Source organism: Streptomyces sp. NPDC005551, assembly GCF_042871785.1.
In the GTDB taxonomy this organism is placed as follows: Bacteria; Actinomycetota; Actinomycetes; order Streptomycetales; family Streptomycetaceae; genus Streptomyces.
Window position 1 is genome coordinate 329,080 of the sequence record NZ_JBIAJE010000002.1, and the last position, 21,761, is coordinate 350,840.

The following is a 21,761-nucleotide window of genomic DNA, read 5'->3' on the forward strand; positions in this document are numbered from 1 at the left end:
CGCTACCGCACCCCCACCGCCCTGATGATCTCCTGGCGCACCGAGCCGCCCCGGTCGTCGCGCGCCGAGGCGCGCAGCGAGACGTACCGGGCGTCGCGGGGCACGGTCAGCGTGCCCCGCCAGGCCGCCGCGCTCCCGGAGAGCGGCACCGCCCGCCACGTCCTCCCGTCGTCGTACGACGCCTCCAGCTTCCCGTCGCCGATGCTGCCGGTGCCGGCCGCCCCGGCGACGTACTCGGCGTGGATCGCGACCGGCACCCGGCCGCCGCGGACGTCGCCCGCGAGGTCGGTGTCGAGGTCGTAGCCGAGGTTGAGCAGGGGCAGCAGGGTCCAGCGGTCCTCGGGGGTGGCCGCCGACCTGAAGGTCCACTCGGAGCGGCCCCTCGTCGACAGCTTCCAGCGGTCCGCGTCGAGGGAGGTGGTCGTGACGACCCGGTAGCCGTGTTCGTCGGCGGGCGCGTCCCAGACGTACGTGCCGGAGCCGGTCCGCCGGTCGACGAGGACGCCGTCCTGGTGGACCTCGGTGACCTGGGTCATGCCGTTGCCCTCGCTCCACGCGTCGCCGAAGCCGGTGTGGTCGGGCCCGGAGTCGCCCCAGCCCGGGGTGTTGAACTGCAGCCGGTTTCCCGCACGCTGCTGGCCCCAGCCGAGTCCGGTGCCGAGCCACGGGTGCCAGACGGGCTTGAACCAGTCGAGCACGGTGTGCGTCCCGCCCCGGTATCGGAGCACTCCGCTGCGTTCCTCCAGCGCGCCGTCCGCCATCGTCACCGACTCGTGCCACCGCTGGCCGGTCGCGGTGGAGACGTAGTCCGTGCGCTCGGCGGGGAGGTCGATCCGCTCCCGGAAGCCGATACCGACGGGGAAGGTGTCGGTGAGCGAGTAGCGGAACTCGCCGCCGTCCGCCGGCTTCACCGCGTGGAACCGGGTGTCCAGGACGGCGAGTTCGCTCCGGCCGGGAGCGTACGTCAGGTCCCCGCGGGGGACGGCGCCGCGATGTCCCTCGGACAGGTCGTACACGTACGGCGTGTTGCGCGTGCCGGTCATGTCGACCCGCCCCGCCGCGCGCAGCCGGGCCGCGTCGGCCGCGTTCACGGTGGCGATCTGCAGCGGCCGGTCCGCGTTGTCGTCCGTGCCGAACCAGGCGCTGAGCCGACCGGGCGCGTCGTCCGTCACGAAGAGCGCCGCGGCGCCGGCGTCCTGGGCCGCGGCGGCGAGCGCCGCGGGTTCGGTCCCGTCGGCCTTCCGTACGAGGACGGCCTTGCCGCGGACGCCGGTGAGGACGCCGCCCTCGAAGGTTCCCGCGTCGACGAGCGGCAGCCTGCTGCGCCCCTCGGTCAGTGTGCCGCCCGGCTGGACGACGGCCTCGCCGATCCCCTCGACCGCCAGCAGCGGTTTCCCGAGCCGCCACACGGTCCGGTACTCGAAGCCGCCCTCGGTGACCTTCCCGGTGGGCGCCGCGAAGACGCTGTCGTAGGTGACGGGCACCTGCACGGCGCCGAACAGGTCCGAGCCGCCCCCGCTGCGGTCGTACTCCATCAGGAGCTGCCGGGTCTCGGTGCGCCGGTCGACCTTCGCGTCGATCTCCTGCAACGCCCTCCCGTCCAGGGTGACTTCGCGGTCGCGATCGAGGGTGATCCCGGGTGCGGCGAGGAAGCCGAGCCCGAGGGAGTCGCGGCCGTGGCTGCCGCGCACGTCGAGGAAGGAGGTCAGGCTGTACGTGCCCGGCTTCAGGCGCAGCTCCAGCGTCCCGGAGTCACCGACCGCCGCCGGCAGCGGGTCGGTGTCCCGCGCGAGTCGCTGCACCGTCAGGTCCGCGGCCACCGGGGCCCCGTCGCGGTCCTTGACGTGCACCGTGAGCGTGTACCGCTCCTCCTCCTTGACCAGCCCGAACACGGTGTGGGCGACCGGTTCGCCGCCCGCGCTCGCCACGACCTGCCCGGAGGTGTTCCCGACCGGCGCCTTCGCCCCGTCGCCCGTGAGGGTGGTGGACGCGGTCCCGTGCGGGGGCACGGTGAGCGCGGAGTCCGCGAGGGTGGCGACACCCTCCGCGGCGCCCCGCACGGCGAGGGCCAACTCGACGGCGGAGCCGGAGGAGTTGGAGTAGGTGATCGTCCTGCGCACGGGCTGGTTCGCGTCGTACGGCCAGCTGTAGTACCCGAGGTCGGCGCCGCCGGTGGCGGTGATCTCCGCCGTCACCGCGTCCGGCACGTCCACCCGTCCCGCGCCGAGCACGTAGGCGGACGCGTCGAGGGGCGCGGACGTCGACATGAGCGCGTCCTTGAGCCGGGCTCCGGTCCAGTCGGGGTGCGCCTGGGCGAGGAGAGCGGCGACGCCCGCGACATGAGGGGTCGCCATCGACGTACCGCTCATGGAGGTGTAGGCGCCGCTGCCCTCGGTGAGGGAGGAGCGGGCGGCGAGGATGCCGACACCCGGCGCGGACAGGTCCGGCTTGAGGGCGTTGTCGCCGAAGCGGGGTCCCGCGCTGGTGAAGTACGCGGCCTCGTCGGCGGAGTCGACCGCGCCGACGGTCAGCGCGGACTCCGCGGCGCCGGGCGAGCCGATCGACGACGGGGCTCCGGTGTTGCCCGCGGCGACGACGAACAGCGCGCCGGTCTCCCGCGAGAGGGCGTCGACGGCCGCCGCCATCGGGTCGGTGCCGTCGCTCGGTTCGGACGACCCGAGGCTCATGGACACCACGTCGGCGCCCACGTCCCGCGCCGCCCACTCCATCCCGGCGATGATCTGCGACTCGCTGCCGGCCCCCTGGTCGCTCAGCACCTTGCCGACGGCGAGGACGGCGTCCGGTGCGACGCCCCGCTCCCTGCCGTCGGAGGCGGCGCCGCTGCCGCCGACGGTCGACGTGACGTGCGTGCCGTGCCCGTTGCGGTCGGCGACCTCCTCCCCCTCGATGAAGCTCCGGGTCTGGGCGACCCGTCCTGCCAGGTCGGGGTGGCCGGTGTCGACGCCCGTGTCGAGGACGGCGACGGTGACGCCCTTGCCCGTGAGGCCGGCCTCCCAGGCCTTCGGCGTGCCGATCTGCGCGTTGCTCTCGGCCATGTCGGCCCTCACGCGCCCGTCGAGCCACACCTTGCCGACGCCCTGCTGCCGGGTCAGGGCCCGCCAGAAGGTCCGCCCCTTGGCGGCGTCGACGGCGAGCGCGCGGATGCCGGGGAGCGCCCGGGTCCTCTCCGCGCCGCGCGGGGTCACCGGCCGGGTGTCCTTGTCGTACGTCACGATCAGTGGCAGCGCGCCGGTCCGCCGGTCGCCGAACCCCTGCCGTATCAGCCCGCTCACGTCGAACAGCCGCCGGTCCAGGGTGCCCGCCCGTAGGTACGGCAGCGCCTCGTCCGGTGTCACGGTGACGGTGCCGTCGGCGACCTGGGTGCGGACGGCACCCGGCGCGCCCGCCGGCCGTTCGACGGTGACGGTCTGCCGGCCGCCGCCCAGGCCGGTGACGGTGACCTTGTCGCCGGTGACGAGCGTGACGGTGCGGGCGGCGTCCGCGGCCCGCGTCGCGGCGGGGGTGCCCGCGTCCCCCGCGGTCCCGGCGTCCGTGGCGCCCGCGGGCCCCCCGGGCAGCAGCGCCAGCACGAGACCGGCCGAAAGCAGCGCCGCCCCCCGTCCGGCTCTTCCTCTGGTCATCGAAGCCTCTCCGCCTCTCGTCGTCGACCGCGCCGGCGGCACGCCGCCCGTGCGGGCCGTGCCCGCGTGCTGCGACGAGTGTCGGGCCCCGGCATCGCGCGGAGGCCGACGGGACCTGGCGGGAAGCTGCCCCGGCGGTTTCCCGCCGGCGCCGACGGAACGCCGCCGCCCGCACCGCCCCGGAACCACCCGTCCAGCCGCACCCCGCCCGGCCCTTCCCAGCGGGCGACGCCCCGTCAGGTCCCGCACGATGCGAGTGAGGACCGCCGCCCGGCGGAGCCCCACGGTCTGTGCTCTCGGGAGGAACCGCCATGACCGGCAGTCTGGACCAGTTGCGCCGCTGTCATTTCGCCGTCGACCTCGGAGCGGCACGGACCCGGGTGTACGTGAAGGGCGCCGGGCTCGTCGTCGACCAGCCGAGCGCCGCGGCCATCAACACCAGGACCGGCGCCCTGATCGCGGTCGGCGAGTTCGCCGAGAAGATGACCGGCCGCACCCCCGACTACATCCGGGTGGTCCGGCCGGTGTCCGGCGGCACGGTCGTCGACATCGAGATGGCCCAGCGCATGCTGCGCCAGCTGCTCGGTGACAAGGTGCGCCGCGCCCTGCGCCGCAAGCCCCGGCTGCGGGCCGCCGCCTGCACCCCGCACGACGCCGACCCGCTGGCCCAGCGCGCCACCATCGAGACACTGGTGGGGCTCGGGGCGCGGCGCGTGGAACTGGTCGACACGCTCATCGCCGCCGCCGTCGGCTGCGGGCTCCCCGTGGAGCAGCCCGAGGCCACCATGGTCATGGTCTGCGGGGCGGCGGCCACCCAGGTGGCGGTGCTGTCGCTCGGCTCGATCGTCACCGCCGAACGGATCCCGGTGGGCGGCGAGGCCGTCGACCACGCGATCGTGCAACACCTGCGCCACCAGCACGAACTGATGCTGCCCAGCCAGTCCGTACGGCCGCTGCAGCTCGCCCTCTCCGGCAACGGGCTCACCCCGCACGGCCCCGCCTCCACCGAGATCCACGGCCGGGACGTCGCCACCGGCCTCGCCCGTTCCGTGCACGTCGACACCGCCGCCGTGCGCAACGCGATCCAGACGCCGCTCACCGCCGTGCTCGACGGCATCGGCAAGGTGCTCCGCGTCTGCCCGCCCGACCTGGTGGCCGACCTCGCCGACCGCGGGATCATGATGGTCGGCGGCAGCGCCCTGCTCCCCGGTCTCGACCAGATGCTGCGGGAGGCGACGGGCATGCCGGTCCACATCGCCGAGCGGCCCGACGTGTGCGCGGTCCAGGGCCTCGGCTACATGCTGGAGGGCCGGGTCGAGCCCCTGGTACTGGACCCGCTGGCGGGCTGACCCGCGCCCATGACCGACCCCGTCCCGCGTCTCCCCTCGCTGCTGGAGGCGGTCCTGAGCGTCGGGACCGACCTGGAGCTGCGGGCCACGCTCCAGCACATCGTGGACGGCGCCGCGGAGCTGACCGGTGCCCGGTGCGCGGCGCTCGCCATGGTCGATCCGAAGCACGAGAGCCCCGTGGAGATCCGTACCGCGGGTCTGGCCGCGGGCGACCGCAGCCCGGTCGGCCGGACGGACGACTTCCTGGCGGTCCCCATCCGCGTCGACGACGAGGTGTTCGGCAACCTCTACCTGGTCGACAAGCCCCGGGGCCCCTTCACGGACGAGGACGAGCAACTCCTGCGCGTCCTCGCCTCCCAGGCCGGCATCGCGATCGCCAACGCGCGGCTGTACGAGACGGCACGCCAGCGCGAGCGCTGGATCGAGGGCGCGGCGGCCGTCACGAACGCGCTGCTCACCGGGGAGGCCGCCGCCGACGCCCTGATGACGGTCGCCGAACGGGCCCGGATCCTCGCCGACGCGTCCGCCGGGGTCATCCTGCAGCCCACCGAGGAGGGCGGCATGGAGATCGTCACCGCGTCCACGCCCGACGACCCCGGGGACCTCGTCGGCACCATGATCGAACCGGGCAACCCGGTCCTCGAACAACTCCTCGGCGGCCGACCGGTGTTCGTGGAGGACTCGGCCACGGACACCCGGATGACGACGCGCGTGCGCCACCGGTTCGGGCCCAGCATGCTGCTCCCCCTCCAGACGGCGGGCCGGCTCATCGGCACCCTCGCCCTGCCCCGGCACCGCGGCGGCCGCCCGTACACGCCGGTGGAGCGGCTGCTCGCCACCCAGTTCGCCTCCCAGGCCGCGGTGGCCCTCGTCCTCGCCGACACCCAACAGCGCCGGGCACGGCTCGCCGTTCTGGAGGACCGCGACCGGATCGCCCGCGACCTGCACGACCTGGTCGTCCAGCGGCTGTTCGCGACGGGCATGATGCTGGAGTCGGCCCAGCGCCGCACCGGGGGCGGCGACGTGCACGACACGCTCGGCAGGGCCGTGGACGAGCTGCAGTCCACCGTCCAGGAGGTCCGTACGGCGATCTTCGCGCTCCAGCAGCCGCCCGCCGACGCCCCCACCACCTTCCGCGGCAGGGTGCTGCGGGAGACCGCGGGGGCCGCGGCGCTCCTCGGTTTCCAGCCGTCCACGCGCTTCACCGGCGCCGTGGAGAACCGTGTTCCCGAACCCGTCGCCGCCCATCTGCTCACCGCCCTGCGCCGCGCCCTCGCCGCCACGGCCCGGCGCACCGGGGTCTCCCGGGTGGAGGTGGCGGTCGACGCGACGGCCGAACTGCCGGACGGACGGGCGGGAGTACGCCTGACGGTGTACGACGACGGGACGGCGGACGAGGGCACACCGGGCACGACGCTGACGTGGCAGTCACCCCTGTGAGCTGCCCGTGCGCCTCGAACGCACGTCGCCGGGCCGGTGTCCCGACGCTAGTGTGGAGAGGACGGCCTCGACTGCGAAGGTGGTTTCCGTGACCAGGATCGGCGTCACCGGGCACCGAGGGATCCCCGCCGCCGCACTTCCGTCCGTCCGCTCCGGCATCAGAGCCGAACTCCGCTGCTGCGGTGGCACGGAGGCCCTCAGCAGTCTCGCGGCCGGCGCCGACCAGCTCTTCGCGGAGCTGGCCCTGGACCACGGCATCCCGGTCACCGCCGTGATCCCCGGCATGGACTACGAGGCCCATCTCGGCGGCGACGAGGTGCGGGCCGCGTACCGGCGCCTGCTGAAGTCCTGCTCCTCCCGCGTGAGACTGCCCGTCGAGCCGACGCACGAGGAGGCGTACTACGCGGCCGGCCGCTGGATCGTCGACCACACGGACCGCCTGGTCGCCGTCTGGGACGGGCGTCCGGCGCGGGGACTGGGCGGCACCGCCGACGTGGTGGCGTACGCGCGCCGCAGCGGTGTCCCCGTCCGGGTGCTGTGGCGGCCGGGAGTGGTCCGGCACTGACCCGGGTGCGGGATCCCGGGGCGAGCGACACCCGCGGCGCACCCGGTTGCGCACGGACGGATGTGAGAGCACCTCAGCTGCCGAAGCGCACCAGCCAGTCCGTGTGCTGCGGGCTCACCAGCCGCTCCGCCTCGGCGACCGCGTCCGCCCAGCCGTCCTCGGTGACCGTCGTCGCCATCCCGATCCGCGCGGTCTCCAGGTCCTGCTCTATCAGCGAGTGCGCGTACGTGAGCGGGCGGTGCCTGCGGACCTCCTGCCAGGCCACGCCACCCGCCGCCGCGGCGCTCAGCACGCCCGTCAGGTCCCATTCGCCGAGCGCGCCCATCGCCCGCAGCACGGCCGCGAGCAGCGCCAGCAGGGTCAGTACGGCCGTGACCGTCGACCAGCGTGCGGCGGCGCGCCGGGCCCGGGCGGCCCGGTTGCCGTACCAGACGAGCTGTTCCACGACCCGGTCGCGCAGATAGAAGTCCCGGCGCACCTCGAAGGGCTTGGCCCGCATCGTACGCATGGCGGGCGTGATCTGGCCGACGGCGACACCGGTCGCGGGGTGCTCGTCCTCCCAGCCCACCTTGCGCAGTTCCCGCAGCCGGTCGTCCAGCCGTTCCGTGAACATCCCGTCGGGGTCGGCGAGCCGGGAGTGGAAGGGGCCGCCGTGCACCATGTACTGCCAGGCGAGCGACTTCACAGTCTCGGCGACGGCCCGGTGCGCCTGCCAGTGCGCACGCGCGCGCCGCCGGGAGGCGTGCACGCCGATCACGATGGTGAGCGCGTACAGGACCGCGGCGGCCGCGGCGACGGTGTGGTCGTTCACGTGTTCCGCCAGCGTGGCGGCGCAGGTGGCGAGCAGCAGGACCACCAGCTGGGCGCGAACGGCGAGAAACGACTCACTCTGCCGGGCGAGCGCCTGCTGATCGCTCGCCCGGAACAGCGGGGGCAGGTCACTCGCCTTCACAGTGGTGCTCGGTACGGGAGTCCCGTCCCCCATCGCCCGCCCCCCGGTGAGTAAAGGTGTGACTCGCCATCGTCGCGCCGAACGCGGGACGGGGCCAGTACCGTCTCGGCCGTGCGACGGCACGATCCGCACGCGCAGCCGACAGGGGCCGGCCCGCCCTTCCGACCATCCGGTGCGGTACCGGACCGGCGACTTTCAGCCGCCCCGCTCCCCGAGTCCCGTCGGCAACCGGCGTCCGCCCCGGTGACGTTCTTGTCCGTCCGGCCGTTGTGTCCGACCGTGAACCCACAGTGTCGGACGGCGTGGACGGAGGGGAACCACCACGATGCGACGTGAGCTCAGCCGGCTCCGCGACACCCTCGCGGAGCTGGGCGTGCCCCGCGGCGGAGTCCTCCTCGCGCACGCCTCCCTCGGCGGCAGCGGGCTGCGTGCCCACGACGTGCGGGACGCGCTCCTGGACGTCCTGGGACCGGGCGGCACCCTGGTCGTCCCGGCCTTCACCCCGGAGAACTCCGACACCTCGCCCGCGTACCGGCGCCGTGTCCGCGGCATGACCGAGCGGGAGCGTGCCGACGTCCGGGCGTCGATGCCGCCCTTCGTCCCGGACATCACCCCCTGTCCGGCGATGGGTGTGCTGGCCGAAGCCGTCCGCACCACTCCCGGGGCGCGGCGCAGCGCGCACCCCCAGACGTCGTTCGCCGGACTCGGCCCGCGCGCCGCCGAGCTGCTCGAAGGACACGACCCGCACTGTCATTTCGGGGAGCGTTCACCGCTGGCCCGGCTGTACGAGGCGGGCGCCCGCGTCCTGCTGTTCCGCGTCGGGTTCGGGGTGTGCAGCGCGTTCCATCTCGCCGAGTACCGGACGACCCCGCCGTCCCCGCCGCGGACCTACCGCTGCGTGGTGCCGGACCCGGGCGGCGGGGGCGGGGGCACGTGGATCTCGTACGAGGACATCGAGCTGGACGACGGCGACTTCGCCGCCGTGGGCGCGGGGCTGCCCCGGGCGCTGCTGCGGGAGCGGGACGTGGCGGGGCGCCCCGTGGTGCTGCTGGCGCTGCGGGACGCCGTCGACCACGCGGCCGTCCGGCTGTCCGCGTCCCGGCGGCGTGCGAGCCGTCCGGGTGATCCCCTTGACGGCGCATCACCCGCTCCGTAGCGTCACGCTTCGTACGTACATGTGATTGCTATTCACATCCAGGGACGAGTGCGCGCACGAGGGCGAGGGCGAGAACTGATGGCCATGATCCAGCGACGTGTGGTGGTGTCCGGCGGAGGTACCGGGATCGGGCTGGCGACCGCGGAGGTGTTCGCCGCGGAGGGGGACCGGGTGGTGCTGCTCGGCCGCCGCGAGGACGTACTGCGCGAGGCGGCCGAGCGGCTCGACGAGCGCCACGGCGCGTCCACGGCGACCTGGTACGCGGCGGACCTCTCGGACCCCGGCCAGGTGGCCGCGGCGACCGCCTTCATCACCGCGGACGAGACCCCGCTCGACGTGGTGGTCGCCAACGCGGGCGGCAACGTGGCCCCGGCGCACGACGGCACGCTCGCCTCCATCGCCGACAGCTACCGGCGCAACTTCGACGCCAACGTCCTGACCGCGGTCCTGCTCACCGAGTCCCTGCTGCCCCACATGCGCCGCCCCGGCGGCCGGATCGTGCAGCTCTCCTCCATCGCCGCCCTGCGCGGCCCCGGGTCCTACGGCGGCTCGAAGGGCTGGATCAACACCTACACGTTCGACCTGGCGCAGCGTCTCGGCCCCGAGGGCATCACGGTGAACGCGGTCGCGCCGGGCTTCGTCGGCGACACGGAGTTCTTCGGCGACCGCGCGACCCCGGAGTTCGTCGAATCCCGGGTGGCCCAGACCCTGACCCGCCGCGCGGGCCGCCCCGCGGAGATCGCCGCGGCGATCAAGTACGTCAGCTCCCCGGAGGCGGCGAACCTGACGGGCCAGCTCCTGCACATCAACGGCGGCGCGGCGCTGGGCCGCTGACGGGGGGTGTCGCGGCTCGTCCGTCCCGGTTGCGCGGTGCCTCGCCGCGGCCGTCGGCGGTGAGGGGCGGCCCCCTCTCCATTCCAGACGTTCTGTCAAGAACGCGCCGGGGCGGATGAGCAGCTCCGGCGCGGGCGGAGCGCCGTCGGTGCCGGCGCTCCGCTCGCGGGGCGAGGCGTGCTGACGGGAGATCAGGTCGACTCGCGCACGACGAGTTCGTTCGGCATGATGACCGGCCCGGTGGGGCCGCCGTCGACCAGGCCGAGAAGCAGGTGGACGGCGGCGGTCGCCTGGTCGGCCATCGGGCTGCGCACCGAGGTGAGCGCGGGACTGGTGTAGGACGCGGCTTCGATGTCGTCGAAGCCGACGACGGCCACGTCCTCGGGGACACGTCGGCCCGCTTGATGGAGGGTGCGCAGGGCTCCGATCGCCATCAGGTCGTTGGCTGCGAACACCGCATCGAGGCCGGGATCGTCCTCCAGGAGCTGCCGCATGGCTTCGGCGCCGGAGGCTCTGGTGAAGTCGCCCAGTGCCACGATGGAGCGACGGCCGGTGTCACGCAGCGTCTGACGGTAGCCGTCGAGACGCTCACGCGCCTCGTACAGTTCGAGCGGCCCGGTGATGGTGGCGATCCGGCGCCGACCGCGCTCCAGGAGATGACGCACGGCCAGCTCCGCTCCACCGGCGTTGTCCAGCGCGACGTACGGGACGTCCTGTGCTGAGGTGCGGTTGAAGGACACGACGGGCAGGCCCTGCCGGGCCAGTGCGGCCGGCAGCGGATCCGTACCGTGCAAGGCGACCAGGAGCACGCCGTCCACATGCCCGCCGGCGATGTACTGCACGACTCTGGTCCGGCTCCGGTCCGATTCCGCGAGCATGAGCACGAGCCGTTTGCCCGCCGTTTCGAGCTCTCTGCTGACGGCGCGGACCACGGCGGAGAAGAGGGGGTCGTCGGAGACGACTCCTTGAGGCGGGTCGGACACCACCACGGCGAGGGTGTCCGTGCGGCGGGTGACGAGATTGCGTGCCGCGCCGTTGGGCACGTAGCCCAGTTCGTTCACGGCGCGCATGACGACGTCTCGGATCTGCGGGGCGACCGTCGTCTCGCCGTTGATGACCCGGGAGACGCTCGATTTGGACACGCCCGCCCGGGCGGCCACCACATCGAGAGTGGGGCGTTTCATACCTGTCCGTCCCCTGTGCCGCCGCCCGGGTTCGTGCGCGGGGCGGGTTTTCTCATCAGGGCGACCTCCGGCTCTGCGTCATGGTGATGCGAGCAGCGTATCCGCAGGCCGGGGCGGCACGAGGGGGCCCGGAAAGGCGTCTCCCTGAGCGGGAACCCCGTGGCCGTCGGCGCGCCGCGTAGGCCGTGAGAAACCGCTCCCTCCATGTGTCGCAGGTGTTGCTTCACTGTTTTTTCGAGGTGAATGAGGCTCTTGACAGCTGTCATGAGCGGCTCCATCCTCCCTTCCAGGGAGCGCTCCCTGACCTCCCCCACGCGAGGAGTCGCCCATGCAAGCGCTGCTGCGTCGCCTCAGGTTCTTTCTGGCCCTCGCAACCGCACCGCTCGCTTTCATCGCTCTCTCTCGGCCCCGGGACGCAGCGCACCCCCTTGCGGCTCCTCGCTGTGGGAGTCCCAGGTGTACGGCACCGGCGGCGATCCCATACAGGCTCCGCCGCCGCCGAGTGACCCCTGCAACTGTCCGGCTCCAGCTCTCCCATCGCTGTGCTCCCGCAAGAGGCCGGTCCTTCACCCCAAACGTCAGTAAGGAAGTCATATGCGCAGATATCGCATCCCTCTGTACACACTGTTGGTGAACGCTCTGGTGGTCGTGCTGGCCGCTGCCCTGAGCCTGACCTTCTCGGCCCAGCAGGCGCAGGCCGCGACGGTCACCGTCCAGGCCGAGTCCAGCACCGCCCAGTCGGGGGTCGTGTGGGAGGGAACCGCGGACACCGGAGGCGGTCAGAACGCCGCGTTCCTCGCCGACGGCGACTGGATGCGGTTCGACAACGTCGACCTCGGCGCGGCCGGCCGGCTGACGGTGTCAGCCCGGATCGCTTCAGCCGTCGGTTCAGGCACGGTGGAGTTGCGCACGGCCGGCCTGACCGGACCGCTGCTCGCCGTCATACCGGTCTCCCCGACCGGCGGTTGGCAGAACTGGGCGACCCAGGCGACCGAGGTCACCACCCACCCCGCCGGTTCACAAACGGTGTTCGCCGTGCTGCGCAGCACGACGCCCAACGACTTCGTCAACATCAACTGGTTCTCCTTCGTCGGCCCGGGGGATGACGCGGCAGCCGGATGGGTCCCGGTGGACCAGGCCAAGTGGAACGCTCAGCTGGCGGAGTTCCGGGCGATGACGCCGGCCGCGGTGCCCGCCGGTGTGGTCCGGGTTCCGGAGTTCAACGCGACCTGCACCTACAGTCACTCCAAGCCGGACGACCCCATCGTCCTGCCGGGCCTTCCCGGCGCGTCCCACATGCACAGCTTCTTCGGCAACAAGAGCACCGACGCGTTCTCCACGACCCAGTCGCTGCTGGCCAGCACGCCGACCAGCTGCACCCCTGCCAAGGACCTCTCGGCGTACTGGATCCCCACCCTCTACGAGCGGAACACGGCCGTAGAACCGGAAGGCATGATCGTCTACTACGGTTCCCGGCTCCCCGACCCGTCAGTGACCGTGCCCTTCCCGCAGGGATTCCGCATGATCGCCGGAAGCGCCAAGACACAGACGCCCACTCCGGCGGGATCGCCCGGCCAGTTCTGGTGCGCCGGCGAGGGCGGCGAGATCGGCCGCAGCGCCGACGGCAACTGGCCGGTCTGCGCCCCGAAGGCCCACCTCACCCACCAGCTCGTCTTTCCCGACTGCTGGGACGGCAAGCACCTGGACAGTCCCGACCACAAGTCCCACGTGGCGTTCACCTACGACGGCAAATGCAGCGGCGCCTACCCCGTCGCCATCCCCAACCTCTCCTTCGTCACCAGCTACCCGACCAGCGGCAGCGCCGAAGGCTTCAAGCTGGCCTCAGGCATGGCATCGTCCATCCACGGTGACTTCTTCAACGCCTGGGACAACGCCGCGCTCGGGCACCGCGTGAGGGACTGCATCAACCAGAAGGCAAAGTGCAACTCCGCCGGCACCTTCTGACCCTGTGGTCGGTGTGCGGCGTGGCCCTGGCGCTGCTGGCTGTCGGCTGCACCGCGCAGCCGGCAGCCGACGCGTCGCCGCGATCGGCCTTCAACGCCACCGACACCGCGTGGATCCTGTTGATGATCCCCATGGCCGAGCGTGCGCAGCTCCTGACCGATCTGGCTCCCGCCCGCACGGCGGACCCGAGCCTGGCCGAGCTGGCGGCGAAGACCGGATCGACACTGCGTGGAGACCTCCGCCGACTGCGCGCCGTGCTGCGTCTCTCGGGCGTCCCCGACACCCACCCCCACGAGGGGCACGACATGCCGGGCATGGTGAGCCTCGGCACCCTCGAAAAGGCGGCGGCCACGAAGGGCCAGGCGTTCGACCGGATTCTCACCGACGCGCTGCGCGCCGCCTTCACGCAGTCCCGGTCGCTCTGCGCCGACGAGCAGACCCATGGCCAGGCCCACGAGGCGACGGAACTGGCCGCAGCGATGGCGAGGAGCTCGGCCGAGCAGACCTCCCGGCTGGACAAGCTGGGCGCAGCCCAGCCGGCGACGTCCGGCGAGGGGACCACGGTCGCGCCCGGACCGGGCGCGAGCGCGGCCAGGACGTCCATCGCCTCGCGGACCCCCGGGGTGCAGGGGGCCGGGCCTGCGGGGGGGCCACGATCGCGAACGCGTCGCGCAGAGCGACGAAGTGCTCGTGCGGCCACCGGCCTTGACAGTGATCGTGGCAGCCCCGGTGCGTCCGGCGTGCACGGCGTGGTCCAACCACCAGTGCGTCGCGGTGCGGGAGGGGGGCGCCGCGCAGGCGTTCGCCGGTCCTGACGTGAGCCATACGGAGGAGCCCACGGCGAGTCGGTGCAGCGTCCGTGCAGCGAAGGCCCTGACCCCGACTAGCGTCACAACGGCGTTGCCGCAGTTCATGACGTTTCTGCTGGGGTGGGGCGGGTGGGACTCGAACCCACGGCCGACGGATTATGAGTCCGCTGCTCTAACCGGCTGAGCTACCGCCCCATAACGGCGCGTCGCGCACATGTGTGCGCGCCGTCTGCCGCAGCATAGCCGCTCATACGATCTCCTGCTTCGGATGGTCGGCTTCGCATGACCTTGAGGACCGCGACGCGGGGCGCGCGGTTCCCCCGGACATGAAAAAGGACCCCTGAGGGGTCCTCTTCCGCTGCTCTCCCGACTGGACTCGAACCAGTAACCTGCCGGTTAACAGCCGGCTGCTCTGCCAATTGAGCTACAGGAGACCGAGCTCCCCCGACTGGACTCGAACCAGTAACCTGCCGGTTAACAGCCGGCTGCTCTGCCAATTGAGCTACAGGGGAATGTCTCGTTGCATCGAACGCAGCCACCTGGGTATTCGCCAGGGAGCGCGCGTTCGCTGCGACACATACATTAGCGCAAGCAGGGGGGTGCTCCGCCAATCGGTACTCCCCTGCACCGATGCCGACGCAAGGAAAGGGTGGCTGCATGCGCTACCGGCTCATGTTCATCACCGGACTGGCTCTGGGTTACGTGCTGGGCACGAAGGCCGGCCGTGAGCGCTACGAGCAGTTGAGGAAGAGCGCCCGACAGGTGGCGCAGAACCCGGCGGTGCGCAACACCGCCGAGACCGCCGCCCAGCAGGGGCGGCAGTTCGCGGGCAAGGCGTACCACGCGGTCAGCGAGAAGGTGGGCGACCGCATGCCCGAGACCGTGGCGGACCGCGTGCGGTCCCTGCGGGAGCGGAACGCCCGCCCCGGTCAGGACGACTGGGGCACCACGAACACCTGAGGTCACACGCCTCACGACCGCCGACGGACCGCTGTCCGCCGGCGGTCCGGCATGTCCGGCCGCGCCCGCCGTCCCGGGCCCTGCGCGCCCACCCCCCCGCGTACGGCAGAATTTCCGCCATGGGGATAGTCGCCGGGTTGGACAGTTCGCCCGATTTCACTCGTATCGTCGTCTGCGACACGGACACGGGTGCCGTGCTCAGGCAAGGGTATGCGCCGCACCCGGTCGACAGCGCGGAGGGCGGCCGCCCCTCCGACGTCGATCCACAGGCCTGGCTGCTGTCCCTGGGCGAGGCCGCGAGCGGCGGCCTGCTGGAGGGCGTGCAGGCCATCGGCGTCTCCGCCCAGCAGAACGGGCTCGTCCCCCTGGACGCCCAGGGCAACACGGTCCGCCCGGCGCTCGTCGGCGGGGACAAGCGGGCCCAGGTCGCGGCCGCGGACCTGATCGACGCGCTCGGCGGACGCGAGGCCTGGGCGCAGGCCGTCGGGTGCGTACCGCAGGCCGCGCAGCCGGTGACCAAGCTGCGCTGGCTGAACAGGACGGAACCCGACGCCGCGCTGCGCACCGGCGCCCTGCTCCAGGCGCACGACTGGCTGGTGTGGCAGCTGCTCGGGCGTCCCGCGCGACGGACCACCGACCGGGGCGGGGCCTCGGGGACCGGCTACTGGTCGGCGGCGACGGGAGCGTACCGGCCGGATCTGGTCGAGCTGGCGCTCGGGCACCAGGCCCTGCTGCCCGAGGTGCTCGGGCCGTCGGACGCCGCGGGCACCACGCCCGAGGGGCTGCTGATCTCCGCGGGGACCGGCGAGACCATGGCGGCGGCCTTCGGCCTCGGGATCGGGCTCGGGGACGCGGTCGTGTCCCTGGGGGCCTCCGGTTCCGTGATGGCCGTGCACCCCGAGGCGCTGGTCGACTCGTCCGGGATGATCACCTCGCTCGCGGACGCCACCGGCATGCACCTGCCGGTCGTCACCACCCTCAACGCCGTACGGGCCCTGCGAGGCGCCGCCGAACTCCTCGGGCTGCCGGACCTGGAGAGCCTGTCCGACCTCGCGATGAAGTCGACGCCCGGCTCCCACGGCCTGGTCCTGCTGCCGTATCTGGAGGGCGAGCGGACGCCCAGCCTGCCGTACACGGCGGGCACCCTGGCCGGGCTGCGGCGGGAGTCGATGAAACCCGAGCACCTGGCACGGGCGGCCTTCGAGGGCATGCTGTGCGGGCTCGCGGACGCGCTGGACGTGCTGCGCGGCCGCGGTGTCGACGTACAGCGGGTGTTCGTGCTGGGAGCGGCCGCCGAGCTGCCGGCCGTGCAGGCCGCCGCCCCCTCGCTGTTCGGCGCGCAGGTCGTGGTGCCGCAGCCCGCGGACTACGCGGCCCTCGGCGCGGCCCGGCAGGCGGCCTGGGCGCTCGGCGCGTCGCAGGGCACGCTCGACCCGCGGCTGCCCCCGGTCTGGCAGGGCGCCGTCGCACAGGTGCTGGAGCCCGGCGAGGAGCTGGCCGTGGGCCAGGCGGTACGTCAGCAGTACGTGTCCGTACGGGAACAGACGCATCCGGGGGCGTTCCAGGTCTGAGCGGGCGCCAGGGCCTGCGTCCCGGGACCGGGGCCGGGCCCGCCGTGGTCGGAGTCCGCGTCGGACCTTGGTCCGCTCTTGGGTTAATCGGTGGGGTAACACGGGGCGGGTGCCCGACGATGGGGGGTGGGGCACCATCCCCTCCCTGCCGTCGACGACTCCGAGAGACCCCGCGTGCTCATACGACTTCTGCGGACCCACCTCAGTCCGTACCGAAAGCCCATCGCCCTGCTGGTGCTGCTGCAGTTCCTGCAGACCAGCGCCACGCTCTACCTGCCCACCCTCAACGCGGACATCATCGACAACGGTGTCGTGAAGGGCGACACGGGCTACATCCTGTCCTTCGGCGCCCTCATGATCGGGATCTCCCTGGTCCAGGTCGTCTGCAACATCGGCGCCGTGTACTACGGCGCCCGGACCGCCTCGGCGGTCGGCCGGGACATCCGGGCCGCCGTCTTCGACCGCGTGCAGTCGTTCTCCGCCCGCGAGGTCGGCCACTTCGGCGCGCCGTCGCTGATCACCCGCACCACCAATGACGTGCAGCAGGTCCAGATGCTCGCGCTGATGGCGTTCACCCTGATGGCGTCGGCGCCGATCATGTGCGTGGGCGGCATCGTCCTGGCGCTCGGACTCGACGTTCCGCTGTCCGGGGTGCTCGTCGCCGTGGTGCCCGTGCTCGGCATCTGCGTGACCCTGATCGTGCGCCGGCTGCGGCCCCTGTTCCGGACCATGCAGGTGCGCCTGGACACGGTGAACCGGGTGCTCCGCGAGCAGATCACCGGCAACCGCGTGATCCGCGCCTTCGTCCGCGACGGCTACGAGAAGGACCGCTTCCGCAAGGCCAACGCCGACCTGACCGACGTGTCGCTGGGCACCGGGCGGCTGCTGGCGCTGATGTTCCCGATCGTCATGACCGTGGTGAACCTGTCGTCGATCGCCGTGGTCTGGTTCGGCGCGCACCGCATCGACAGCGGCGGCATGCAGATCGGCGACCTGACCGCGTTCCTCGCCTACCTGATGCAGATCGTGATGTCCGTGATGATGGCCACCTTCATGTTCATGATGGTGCCGCGCGCGGAGGTCTGCGCCGAGCGCATCCAGGAGGTCCTGGAGACGGACAGCAGTGTCGTGCCGCCGAAGGCGCCGGTGGTCGAACTGCGGCGGCACGGGCATCTGGAGATCCGCGGCGCCGGATTCCGCTTCCCGGGCGCCGAGGAGCCGGTGCTCAGGTCCGTGGACATGGTGGCGCGGCCGGGCGAGGTGACCGCCGTGATCGGGTCCACCGGCAGCGGCAAGTCCACGCTGCTCGGGCTGGTGCCCCGCCTGTTCGACGCCACCGAGGGGAACGTCCTCGTCGACGGCGCGGACGTGCGGACCCTCGACCCGAAGCTGCTCGCGAGGACCGTCGGGCTGGTGCCGCAGAAGCCGTACCTGTTCGCGGGCACGGTCGCCACGAACCTGCGGTACGGCAATCCGGACGCCACCGACGAGGAGCTGTGGCACGCGCTGGAGGTGGCGCAGGCCAAGGGCTTCGTGGAGCAGCTCGAGAACGGTCTCGACTCCCCCGTCGCGCAGGGCGGCACGAACGTCTCCGGCGGTCAGCGGCAGCGGCTCGCGATCGCGCGGACCCTGGTGCAGCGCCCGGAGATCTACCTCTTCGACGACTCCTTCTCGGCGCTCGACTACGCCACGGACGCGGCGCTGCGGGCGGCACTCGCGGAGGAGACCGCGGAGGCGACCGTGGTGATCGTCGCGCAGCGGGTGTCGACCATCCGGGACGCCGACCGGATCGTGGTCCTCGACGAGGGCCGGGTCGTGGGCACCGGCCGGCACCACGAACTCATGGCGGACAACGAGACCTACCGGGAGATCGTGCTCTCCCAGCTGACGGAAGCGGAGGCCGCCTGATGGCCGGGCCCATGGGACGGATGATGGCCGGGGGCGGCCCCGATCAGCGCTCGATGGACTTCAAGGGGTCGGGGAAACGGCTCCTCACCCACTTCAGGCCCGAGCGCGGCACGATGTACGCGATGCTGGTCGCCGTCGTCCTGAGCGTCGGCCTGTCCGTGGTCGGACCGAAGATCCTGGGCCGCGCCACCGACCTGGTGTTCGCCGGGATCATCGGGCGGCAGCTGCCCGCGGGCGCCACCAAGGCCGAGGTCCTCGAGTCGATGCGCGAGCGCGGTGACGGCGGGATGGCCGACATGCTCTCGGGGACGGACTTCACGCCGGGCCAGGGCATCGACTTCGACGCGGTCGCCAGGGTGCTGGGGCTCGCGCTCGTGGTGTTCGTCCTGGCCGGGCTGCTGATGGCGGTGGCGACGCGCCTGGTGAACCGGGCGGTCAACAGGACCGTGTACCGGCTGCGGGAGGACGTGCAGACGAAGCTGTCGCGGCTGCCGCTGGCGTACTTCGACAAGCGGCAGCGCGGCGAGGTGCTCAGCCGGGCCACCAACGACATCGACAACATCGGCCAGACCCTCCAGCAGTCGATGGGCCAGCTGATCAACTCGCTGCTGACCATCGTCGGCGTGCTGGCGATGATGTTCTGGGTGTCGCCGCTGCTGGCGCTGGTCGCGCTGGTCACCGTGCCGCTGTCGTTCGTCGTGGCCACGCGCGTGGGCAAGCGGTCGCAGCCGCACTTCGTGGAGCAGTGGCGCACCACCGGCAAGCTCAACGCGCACATCGAGGAGATGTACACCGGGCACACCCTGGTGAAGGTGTTCGGGCGGCAGGACGAGTCGGCGGCGCAGTTCGCCGAGCAGAACGAGAAGCTGTACGAGGCCGGGTTCAAGGCCCAGTTCAACAGCGGGATCATGCAGCCGCTGATGATGTTCGTGTCGAACCTGAACTACGTGCTGGTGGCGGTCGTCGGCGGCCTGCGGGTCGCGTCGGGTGCCCTGTCCATCGGTGACGTGCAGGCCTTCATCCAGTACTCGCGCCAGTTCTCGATGCCGCTGACGCAGGTCGCGTCGATGGCGAACCTGGTGCAGTCCGGGGTCGCCTCCGCCGAGCGGATCTTCGAACTGCTCGACGCGGACGAGCAGGGCGCGGACCCGGTCACGGCCGAGCGGCCCGCCGAGATCCGCGGGCGGGTGGCGCTGGAGAACGTGTCCTTCCGGTACGACCCCGACAAGCCGCTCATCGAGGACCTCTCGCTGAAGGCCGAACCGGGTCACACGGTCGCGATCGTCGGGCCGACGGGAGCGGGCAAGACGACGCTCGTGAACCTCCTGATGCGGTTCTACGAGGTCACCGGCGGGCGGATCACGCTCGACGGGGTCGACATCGCGAAGATGTCCCGGGACGACCTGCGGGCCGCCATCGGCATGGTGCTCCAGGACACCTGGCTGTTCGGCGGGACGATCGCGGAGAACATCGCGTACGGCGCGTCCCGGGAGGTCGGCCGGGGGGAGATCGAGGAGGCGGCGCGGGCGGCCCACGCCGACCGCTTCGTCCGGACGCTGCCCGACGGGTACGACACGGTCATCGACGACGAGGGGTCCGGGGTCAGCGCGGGCGAGAAGCAGCTCATCACGATCGCGCGGGCGTTCCTGTCCGACCCGGTGATCCTCGTACTCGACGAGGCGACGAGCTCGGTGGACACCCGGACGGAGGTCCTCATCCAGAAGGCGATGGCGAAACTCGCGCACGGGCGTACGTCGTTCGTGATCGCGCACCGGCTCTCCACGATCCGGGACGCGGACACCATCCTCGTGATGGAGGACGGGGCCATCGTCGAGCAGGGGGCGCACGAGGAGCTGCTCTCCGCGGGGGGCGCGTACGCGCGGCTCTACCAGGCCCAGTTCGCCCAGGCGGTGGCGGAGGTCGACTGACCGGCCTGCTCGTACGCCGGACCTCGGACGCCGGACGCCGGGCGGGCTGGACATGCCCGCCCGTCCGGCGTCCGCGTCCGTCAGTCCAGGTAGCCGCGGAGCTGGTCGGCGAAGGCGTGGTCCCTCAGCTTGTTGAGCGTCTTGGACTCGATCTGGCGGATGCGTTCGCGCGTGACGCCGAAGATGCGGCCTATCTCCTCCAGGGTGCGGGGGCGCCCGTCGGCGAGCCCGTACCGGAGCTGGACCACCTTCCGCTCCCGTTCGCCGAGCGTGGACAGGACCGCCTCCAGGTGCTCGCGCAGCAGCAGGAACGCCGCGGACTCCACCGGGGACGCCGCGTCACCGTCCTCGATCAGGTCACCGAGGGCCACGTCGTCCTCCTCGCCCACCGGGGCGTGGAGGGAGACCGGTTCCTGGGCGAGCCGCAGGACTTCGCTGACCCGCTCGCCGGAGAGGTCGAGCTGGGCGGCGACCTCCTCGGGGGTCGGCTCACAGCCGCGTTCCTGGAGCATGCGCCGCTGGACCCGTACCACCCGGTTGATCAGCTCGACCACATGGACGGGCACGCGGATCGTGCGGGCCTGGTCGGCCAGCGCCCGCGACATGGCCTGCCGGATCCACCAGGTCGCGTACGTCGAGAACTTGTACCCGCGGGCGTAGTCGAACTTCTCGACCGCCCGGATCAGGCCGAGGTTCCCCTCCTGGACCAGGTCGAGCATGGTCAGGCCGCGGCCCACGTACCGCTTGGCGACGGACACCACGAGCCGCAGGTTCGCCTCGATGAGACGGCGTTTGGCCATCCGGCCCATGACGACCAGCCTGTCCAGGTCGAGGGCGAGCCGGCTGTCCAGGTCGGGGGCGAGCCGCAGCCTCTCCTCGGCGAACAGGCCGGCCTCGACCCGGCGGGCGAGCTCGACCTCCTCGGCCGCGGTGAGCAGGGGGATGCGGCCGATCTCGCGCAGGTACTGGCGGAACAGGTCCGAGGAGGGGCCGCTGGTGTCGGCGGTGCGCCTGCGGGACGGCGGGACGGGCTCGGGTGCTCCGGCCTCGGGTGCTCCGGCCTCAAGTGCTCCGGTCCCGGGCTCCCCGTCGGCGTCGGCGCCGGGCTCCTCCGCACCGGGCGGGCTCTGCGGCCGGGCCTCGGGGTGGCGCGCGGCACGGCTCTGCGGGGGGACCGCCGTGGTGGTGCCGTCGCTCTTCGCGTCCGTGACCGTGGTGTCGTCGGTCTGGGTGAGGGTCCGGGTCTGCACGGGGGCGACCTCCAGGAATGTCGCTGCTGAGGCGTGCGGCAGCGGTACGTCCGGGACGGGTCCGGCGGCCTCGCCGCAGTCCGTCCCGAAGTCGTTTGGCGGAACCGCGGGAATGGGGGACCCGTCGCGTACGGGTCGGCCGCGCTCCGAGGACTCAGGCACCGGCACCCAGTGTGGAGTACGACACATCACTGTCACGAGGGGCGTGCGGTGACTTTTTGCGTCCGGACCGTGACGGCACGCTCACCG

The 21,761-nt window shown here is 72.5% G+C and carries 15 protein-coding genes and 3 tRNA genes; 11 read left to right on the forward strand and 7 right to left on the reverse strand.

Translation table 11 applies throughout. The features are described from left to right. Window positions 1-2: 2 nt before the first annotated feature. Window positions 3-3,641: a S8 family serine peptidase gene (locus tag ACFYP4_RS05670; protein ID WP_388783093.1), complete on the reverse strand. Its 3,639-nt coding sequence runs from the start codon at window positions 3,639-3,641 to the stop codon at window positions 3-5. Between the two features lie 311 nt (window positions 3,642-3,952). Here ACFYP4_RS05670 and ACFYP4_RS05675 point away from each other — a divergent pair, with 311 nt between their 5' ends. From ACFYP4_RS05675 to ACFYP4_RS05685, 3 genes are all read left to right on the forward strand, one after another. Continuing rightward, complete coding sequence (locus tag ACFYP4_RS05675; RefSeq protein ID WP_358851109.1) at window positions 3,953-4,990, forward strand: rod shape-determining protein; 1,038 nt, start codon at window positions 3,953-3,955, stop codon at window positions 4,988-4,990. A gap of 9 nt (window positions 4,991-4,999) precedes the next feature. After that, entirely contained in the window at window positions 5,000-6,430 is a 1,431-nt protein-coding gene (locus ACFYP4_RS05680; protein WP_388783095.1) for a GAF domain-containing protein, read from the forward strand. An 88-nt stretch (window positions 6,431-6,518) separates the two neighbouring features. Continuing rightward, entirely contained in the window at window positions 6,519-6,995 is a 477-nt protein-coding gene (locus ACFYP4_RS05685; protein WP_358851107.1) for a hypothetical protein, read from the forward strand. 73 nt (window positions 6,996-7,068) lie between these two features. Here the strand turns inward: ACFYP4_RS05685 and ACFYP4_RS05690 are convergent, their stop codons facing one another. Continuing rightward, on the reverse strand, window positions 7,069-7,980 hold the full coding sequence (locus ACFYP4_RS05690) for a DUF4231 domain-containing protein (RefSeq protein WP_388783098.1): 912 nt from the start codon (window positions 7,978-7,980) through the stop codon (window positions 7,069-7,071). A 292-nt stretch (window positions 7,981-8,272) separates the two neighbouring features. Between ACFYP4_RS05690 and ACFYP4_RS05695 the strand changes: the two genes are divergently transcribed. After that, entirely contained in the window at window positions 8,273-9,103 is an 831-nt protein-coding gene (locus tag ACFYP4_RS05695; protein WP_388783101.1) for an aminoglycoside N(3)-acetyltransferase, read from the forward strand. Between the two features lie 84 nt (window positions 9,104-9,187). Continuing rightward, window positions 9,188-9,937, forward strand: coding sequence for an SDR family oxidoreductase (locus tag ACFYP4_RS05700; protein ID WP_358851104.1), 750 nt, complete (start codon window positions 9,188-9,190; stop codon window positions 9,935-9,937). 191 nt (window positions 9,938-10,128) lie between these two features. On the opposite strand, the gene ACFYP4_RS05705 is transcribed toward ACFYP4_RS05700, so the two are convergent. Next, the gene (locus ACFYP4_RS05705; protein WP_358851103.1) at window positions 10,129-11,121 is read right to left on the reverse strand and encodes a LacI family DNA-binding transcriptional regulator; all 993 of its coding nucleotides are present in this window, start codon (window positions 11,119-11,121) and stop codon (window positions 10,129-10,131) included. 630 nt (window positions 11,122-11,751) lie between these two features. Between ACFYP4_RS05705 and ACFYP4_RS05710 the strand changes: the two genes are divergently transcribed. Together ACFYP4_RS05710 and ACFYP4_RS05715 are read left to right on the forward strand one after the other, a co-directional pair. Further along, window positions 11,752-13,086, forward strand: a complete 1,335-nt coding sequence (locus ACFYP4_RS05710; RefSeq protein ID WP_388783106.1) for a DUF1996 domain-containing protein — start codon at window positions 11,752-11,754, stop codon at window positions 13,084-13,086. 20 nt (window positions 13,087-13,106) lie between these two features. Beyond that, window positions 13,107-13,901, forward strand: coding sequence for a DUF305 domain-containing protein (locus ACFYP4_RS05715; protein WP_388783108.1), 795 nt, complete (start codon window positions 13,107-13,109; stop codon window positions 13,899-13,901). Window positions 13,902-14,016: 115 nt separating this feature from the next. On the opposite strand, the gene ACFYP4_RS05720 is transcribed toward ACFYP4_RS05715, so the two are convergent. From ACFYP4_RS05720 to ACFYP4_RS05730, 3 genes are all read right to left on the reverse strand, one after another. Beyond that, window positions 14,017-14,090, reverse strand: a tRNA-Ile gene (locus tag ACFYP4_RS05720). A gap of 166 nt (window positions 14,091-14,256) precedes the next feature. Further along, window positions 14,257-14,329 (reverse strand) — tRNA-Asn (locus tag ACFYP4_RS05725). A 5-nt stretch (window positions 14,330-14,334) separates the two neighbouring features. Beyond that, window positions 14,335-14,407: transfer RNA gene (locus ACFYP4_RS05730), tRNA-Asn, on the reverse strand. Window positions 14,408-14,552: 145 nt separating this feature from the next. Here ACFYP4_RS05730 and ACFYP4_RS05735 point away from each other — a divergent pair. The 4 genes from ACFYP4_RS05735 to ACFYP4_RS05750 all read left to right on the forward strand — a co-directional run bounded on the left by ACFYP4_RS05735 (window position 14,553) and on the right by ACFYP4_RS05750 (window position 20,262). Next, window positions 14,553-14,855 (forward strand): YtxH domain-containing protein, encoded by a 303-nt coding sequence (locus tag ACFYP4_RS05735; RefSeq protein WP_358851100.1) that lies wholly within the window; start codon window positions 14,553-14,555, stop codon window positions 14,853-14,855. A 119-nt stretch (window positions 14,856-14,974) separates the two neighbouring features. Continuing rightward, a complete protein-coding gene (locus ACFYP4_RS05740) occupies window positions 14,975-16,426 on the forward strand; it encodes an FGGY family carbohydrate kinase (RefSeq protein ID WP_358851099.1) in 1,452 nt (483 codons plus the stop codon). Between the two features lie 174 nt (window positions 16,427-16,600). Then, window positions 16,601-18,334 (forward strand): ABC transporter ATP-binding protein, encoded by a 1,734-nt coding sequence (locus tag ACFYP4_RS05745; protein ID WP_358851098.1) that lies wholly within the window; start codon window positions 16,601-16,603, stop codon window positions 18,332-18,334. After that, the gene (locus ACFYP4_RS05750) at window positions 18,334-20,262 is read left to right on the forward strand and encodes an ABC transporter ATP-binding protein (RefSeq protein ID WP_388783113.1); all 1,929 of its coding nucleotides are present in this window, start codon (window positions 18,334-18,336) and stop codon (window positions 20,260-20,262) included. Before ACFYP4_RS05745 ends, ACFYP4_RS05750 begins: the two co-directional genes overlap by 1 nt. A gap of 80 nt (window positions 20,263-20,342) precedes the next feature. Here the strand turns inward: ACFYP4_RS05750 and ACFYP4_RS05755 are convergent, their stop codons facing one another. After that, complete coding sequence (locus tag ACFYP4_RS05755; protein WP_388783116.1) at window positions 20,343-21,674, reverse strand: RNA polymerase sigma factor; 1,332 nt, start codon at window positions 21,672-21,674, stop codon at window positions 20,343-20,345. Window positions 21,675-21,761 lie beyond the last annotated feature (87 nt).

Excerpts from the sequence above, each read along its gene's own strand:
- ACFYP4_RS05670 (WP_388783093.1), bottom strand. The coding sequence starts at position 3,641 with ATGACCAGAGGAAGAGCCGGACGGGGGGCGGCGCTGCTTTCGGCCGGT.
- ACFYP4_RS05675 (WP_358851109.1), top strand. The coding sequence starts at position 3,953 with ATGACCGGCAGTCTGGACCAGTTGCGCCGCTGTCATTTCGCCGTCGAC.
- ACFYP4_RS05680 (WP_388783095.1), top strand. The coding sequence starts at position 5,000 with ATGACCGACCCCGTCCCGCGTCTCCCCTCGCTGCTGGAGGCGGTCCTG.
- ACFYP4_RS05690 (WP_388783098.1), bottom strand. The coding sequence starts at position 7,980 with ATGGGGGACGGGACTCCCGTACCGAGCACCACTGTGAAGGCGAGTGAC.
- ACFYP4_RS05695 (WP_388783101.1), top strand. The coding sequence starts at position 8,273 with ATGCGACGTGAGCTCAGCCGGCTCCGCGACACCCTCGCGGAGCTGGGC.
- ACFYP4_RS05700 (WP_358851104.1), top strand. The coding sequence starts at position 9,188 with ATGATCCAGCGACGTGTGGTGGTGTCCGGCGGAGGTACCGGGATCGGG.
- ACFYP4_RS05705 (WP_358851103.1), bottom strand. The coding sequence starts at position 11,121 with ATGAAACGCCCCACTCTCGATGTGGTGGCCGCCCGGGCGGGCGTGTCC.
- ACFYP4_RS05735 (WP_358851100.1), top strand. The coding sequence starts at position 14,553 with ATGCGCTACCGGCTCATGTTCATCACCGGACTGGCTCTGGGTTACGTG.
- ACFYP4_RS05740 (WP_358851099.1), top strand. The coding sequence starts at position 14,975 with ATGGGGATAGTCGCCGGGTTGGACAGTTCGCCCGATTTCACTCGTATC.
- ACFYP4_RS05750 (WP_388783113.1), top strand. The coding sequence starts at position 18,334 with ATGGCCGGGCCCATGGGACGGATGATGGCCGGGGGCGGCCCCGATCAG.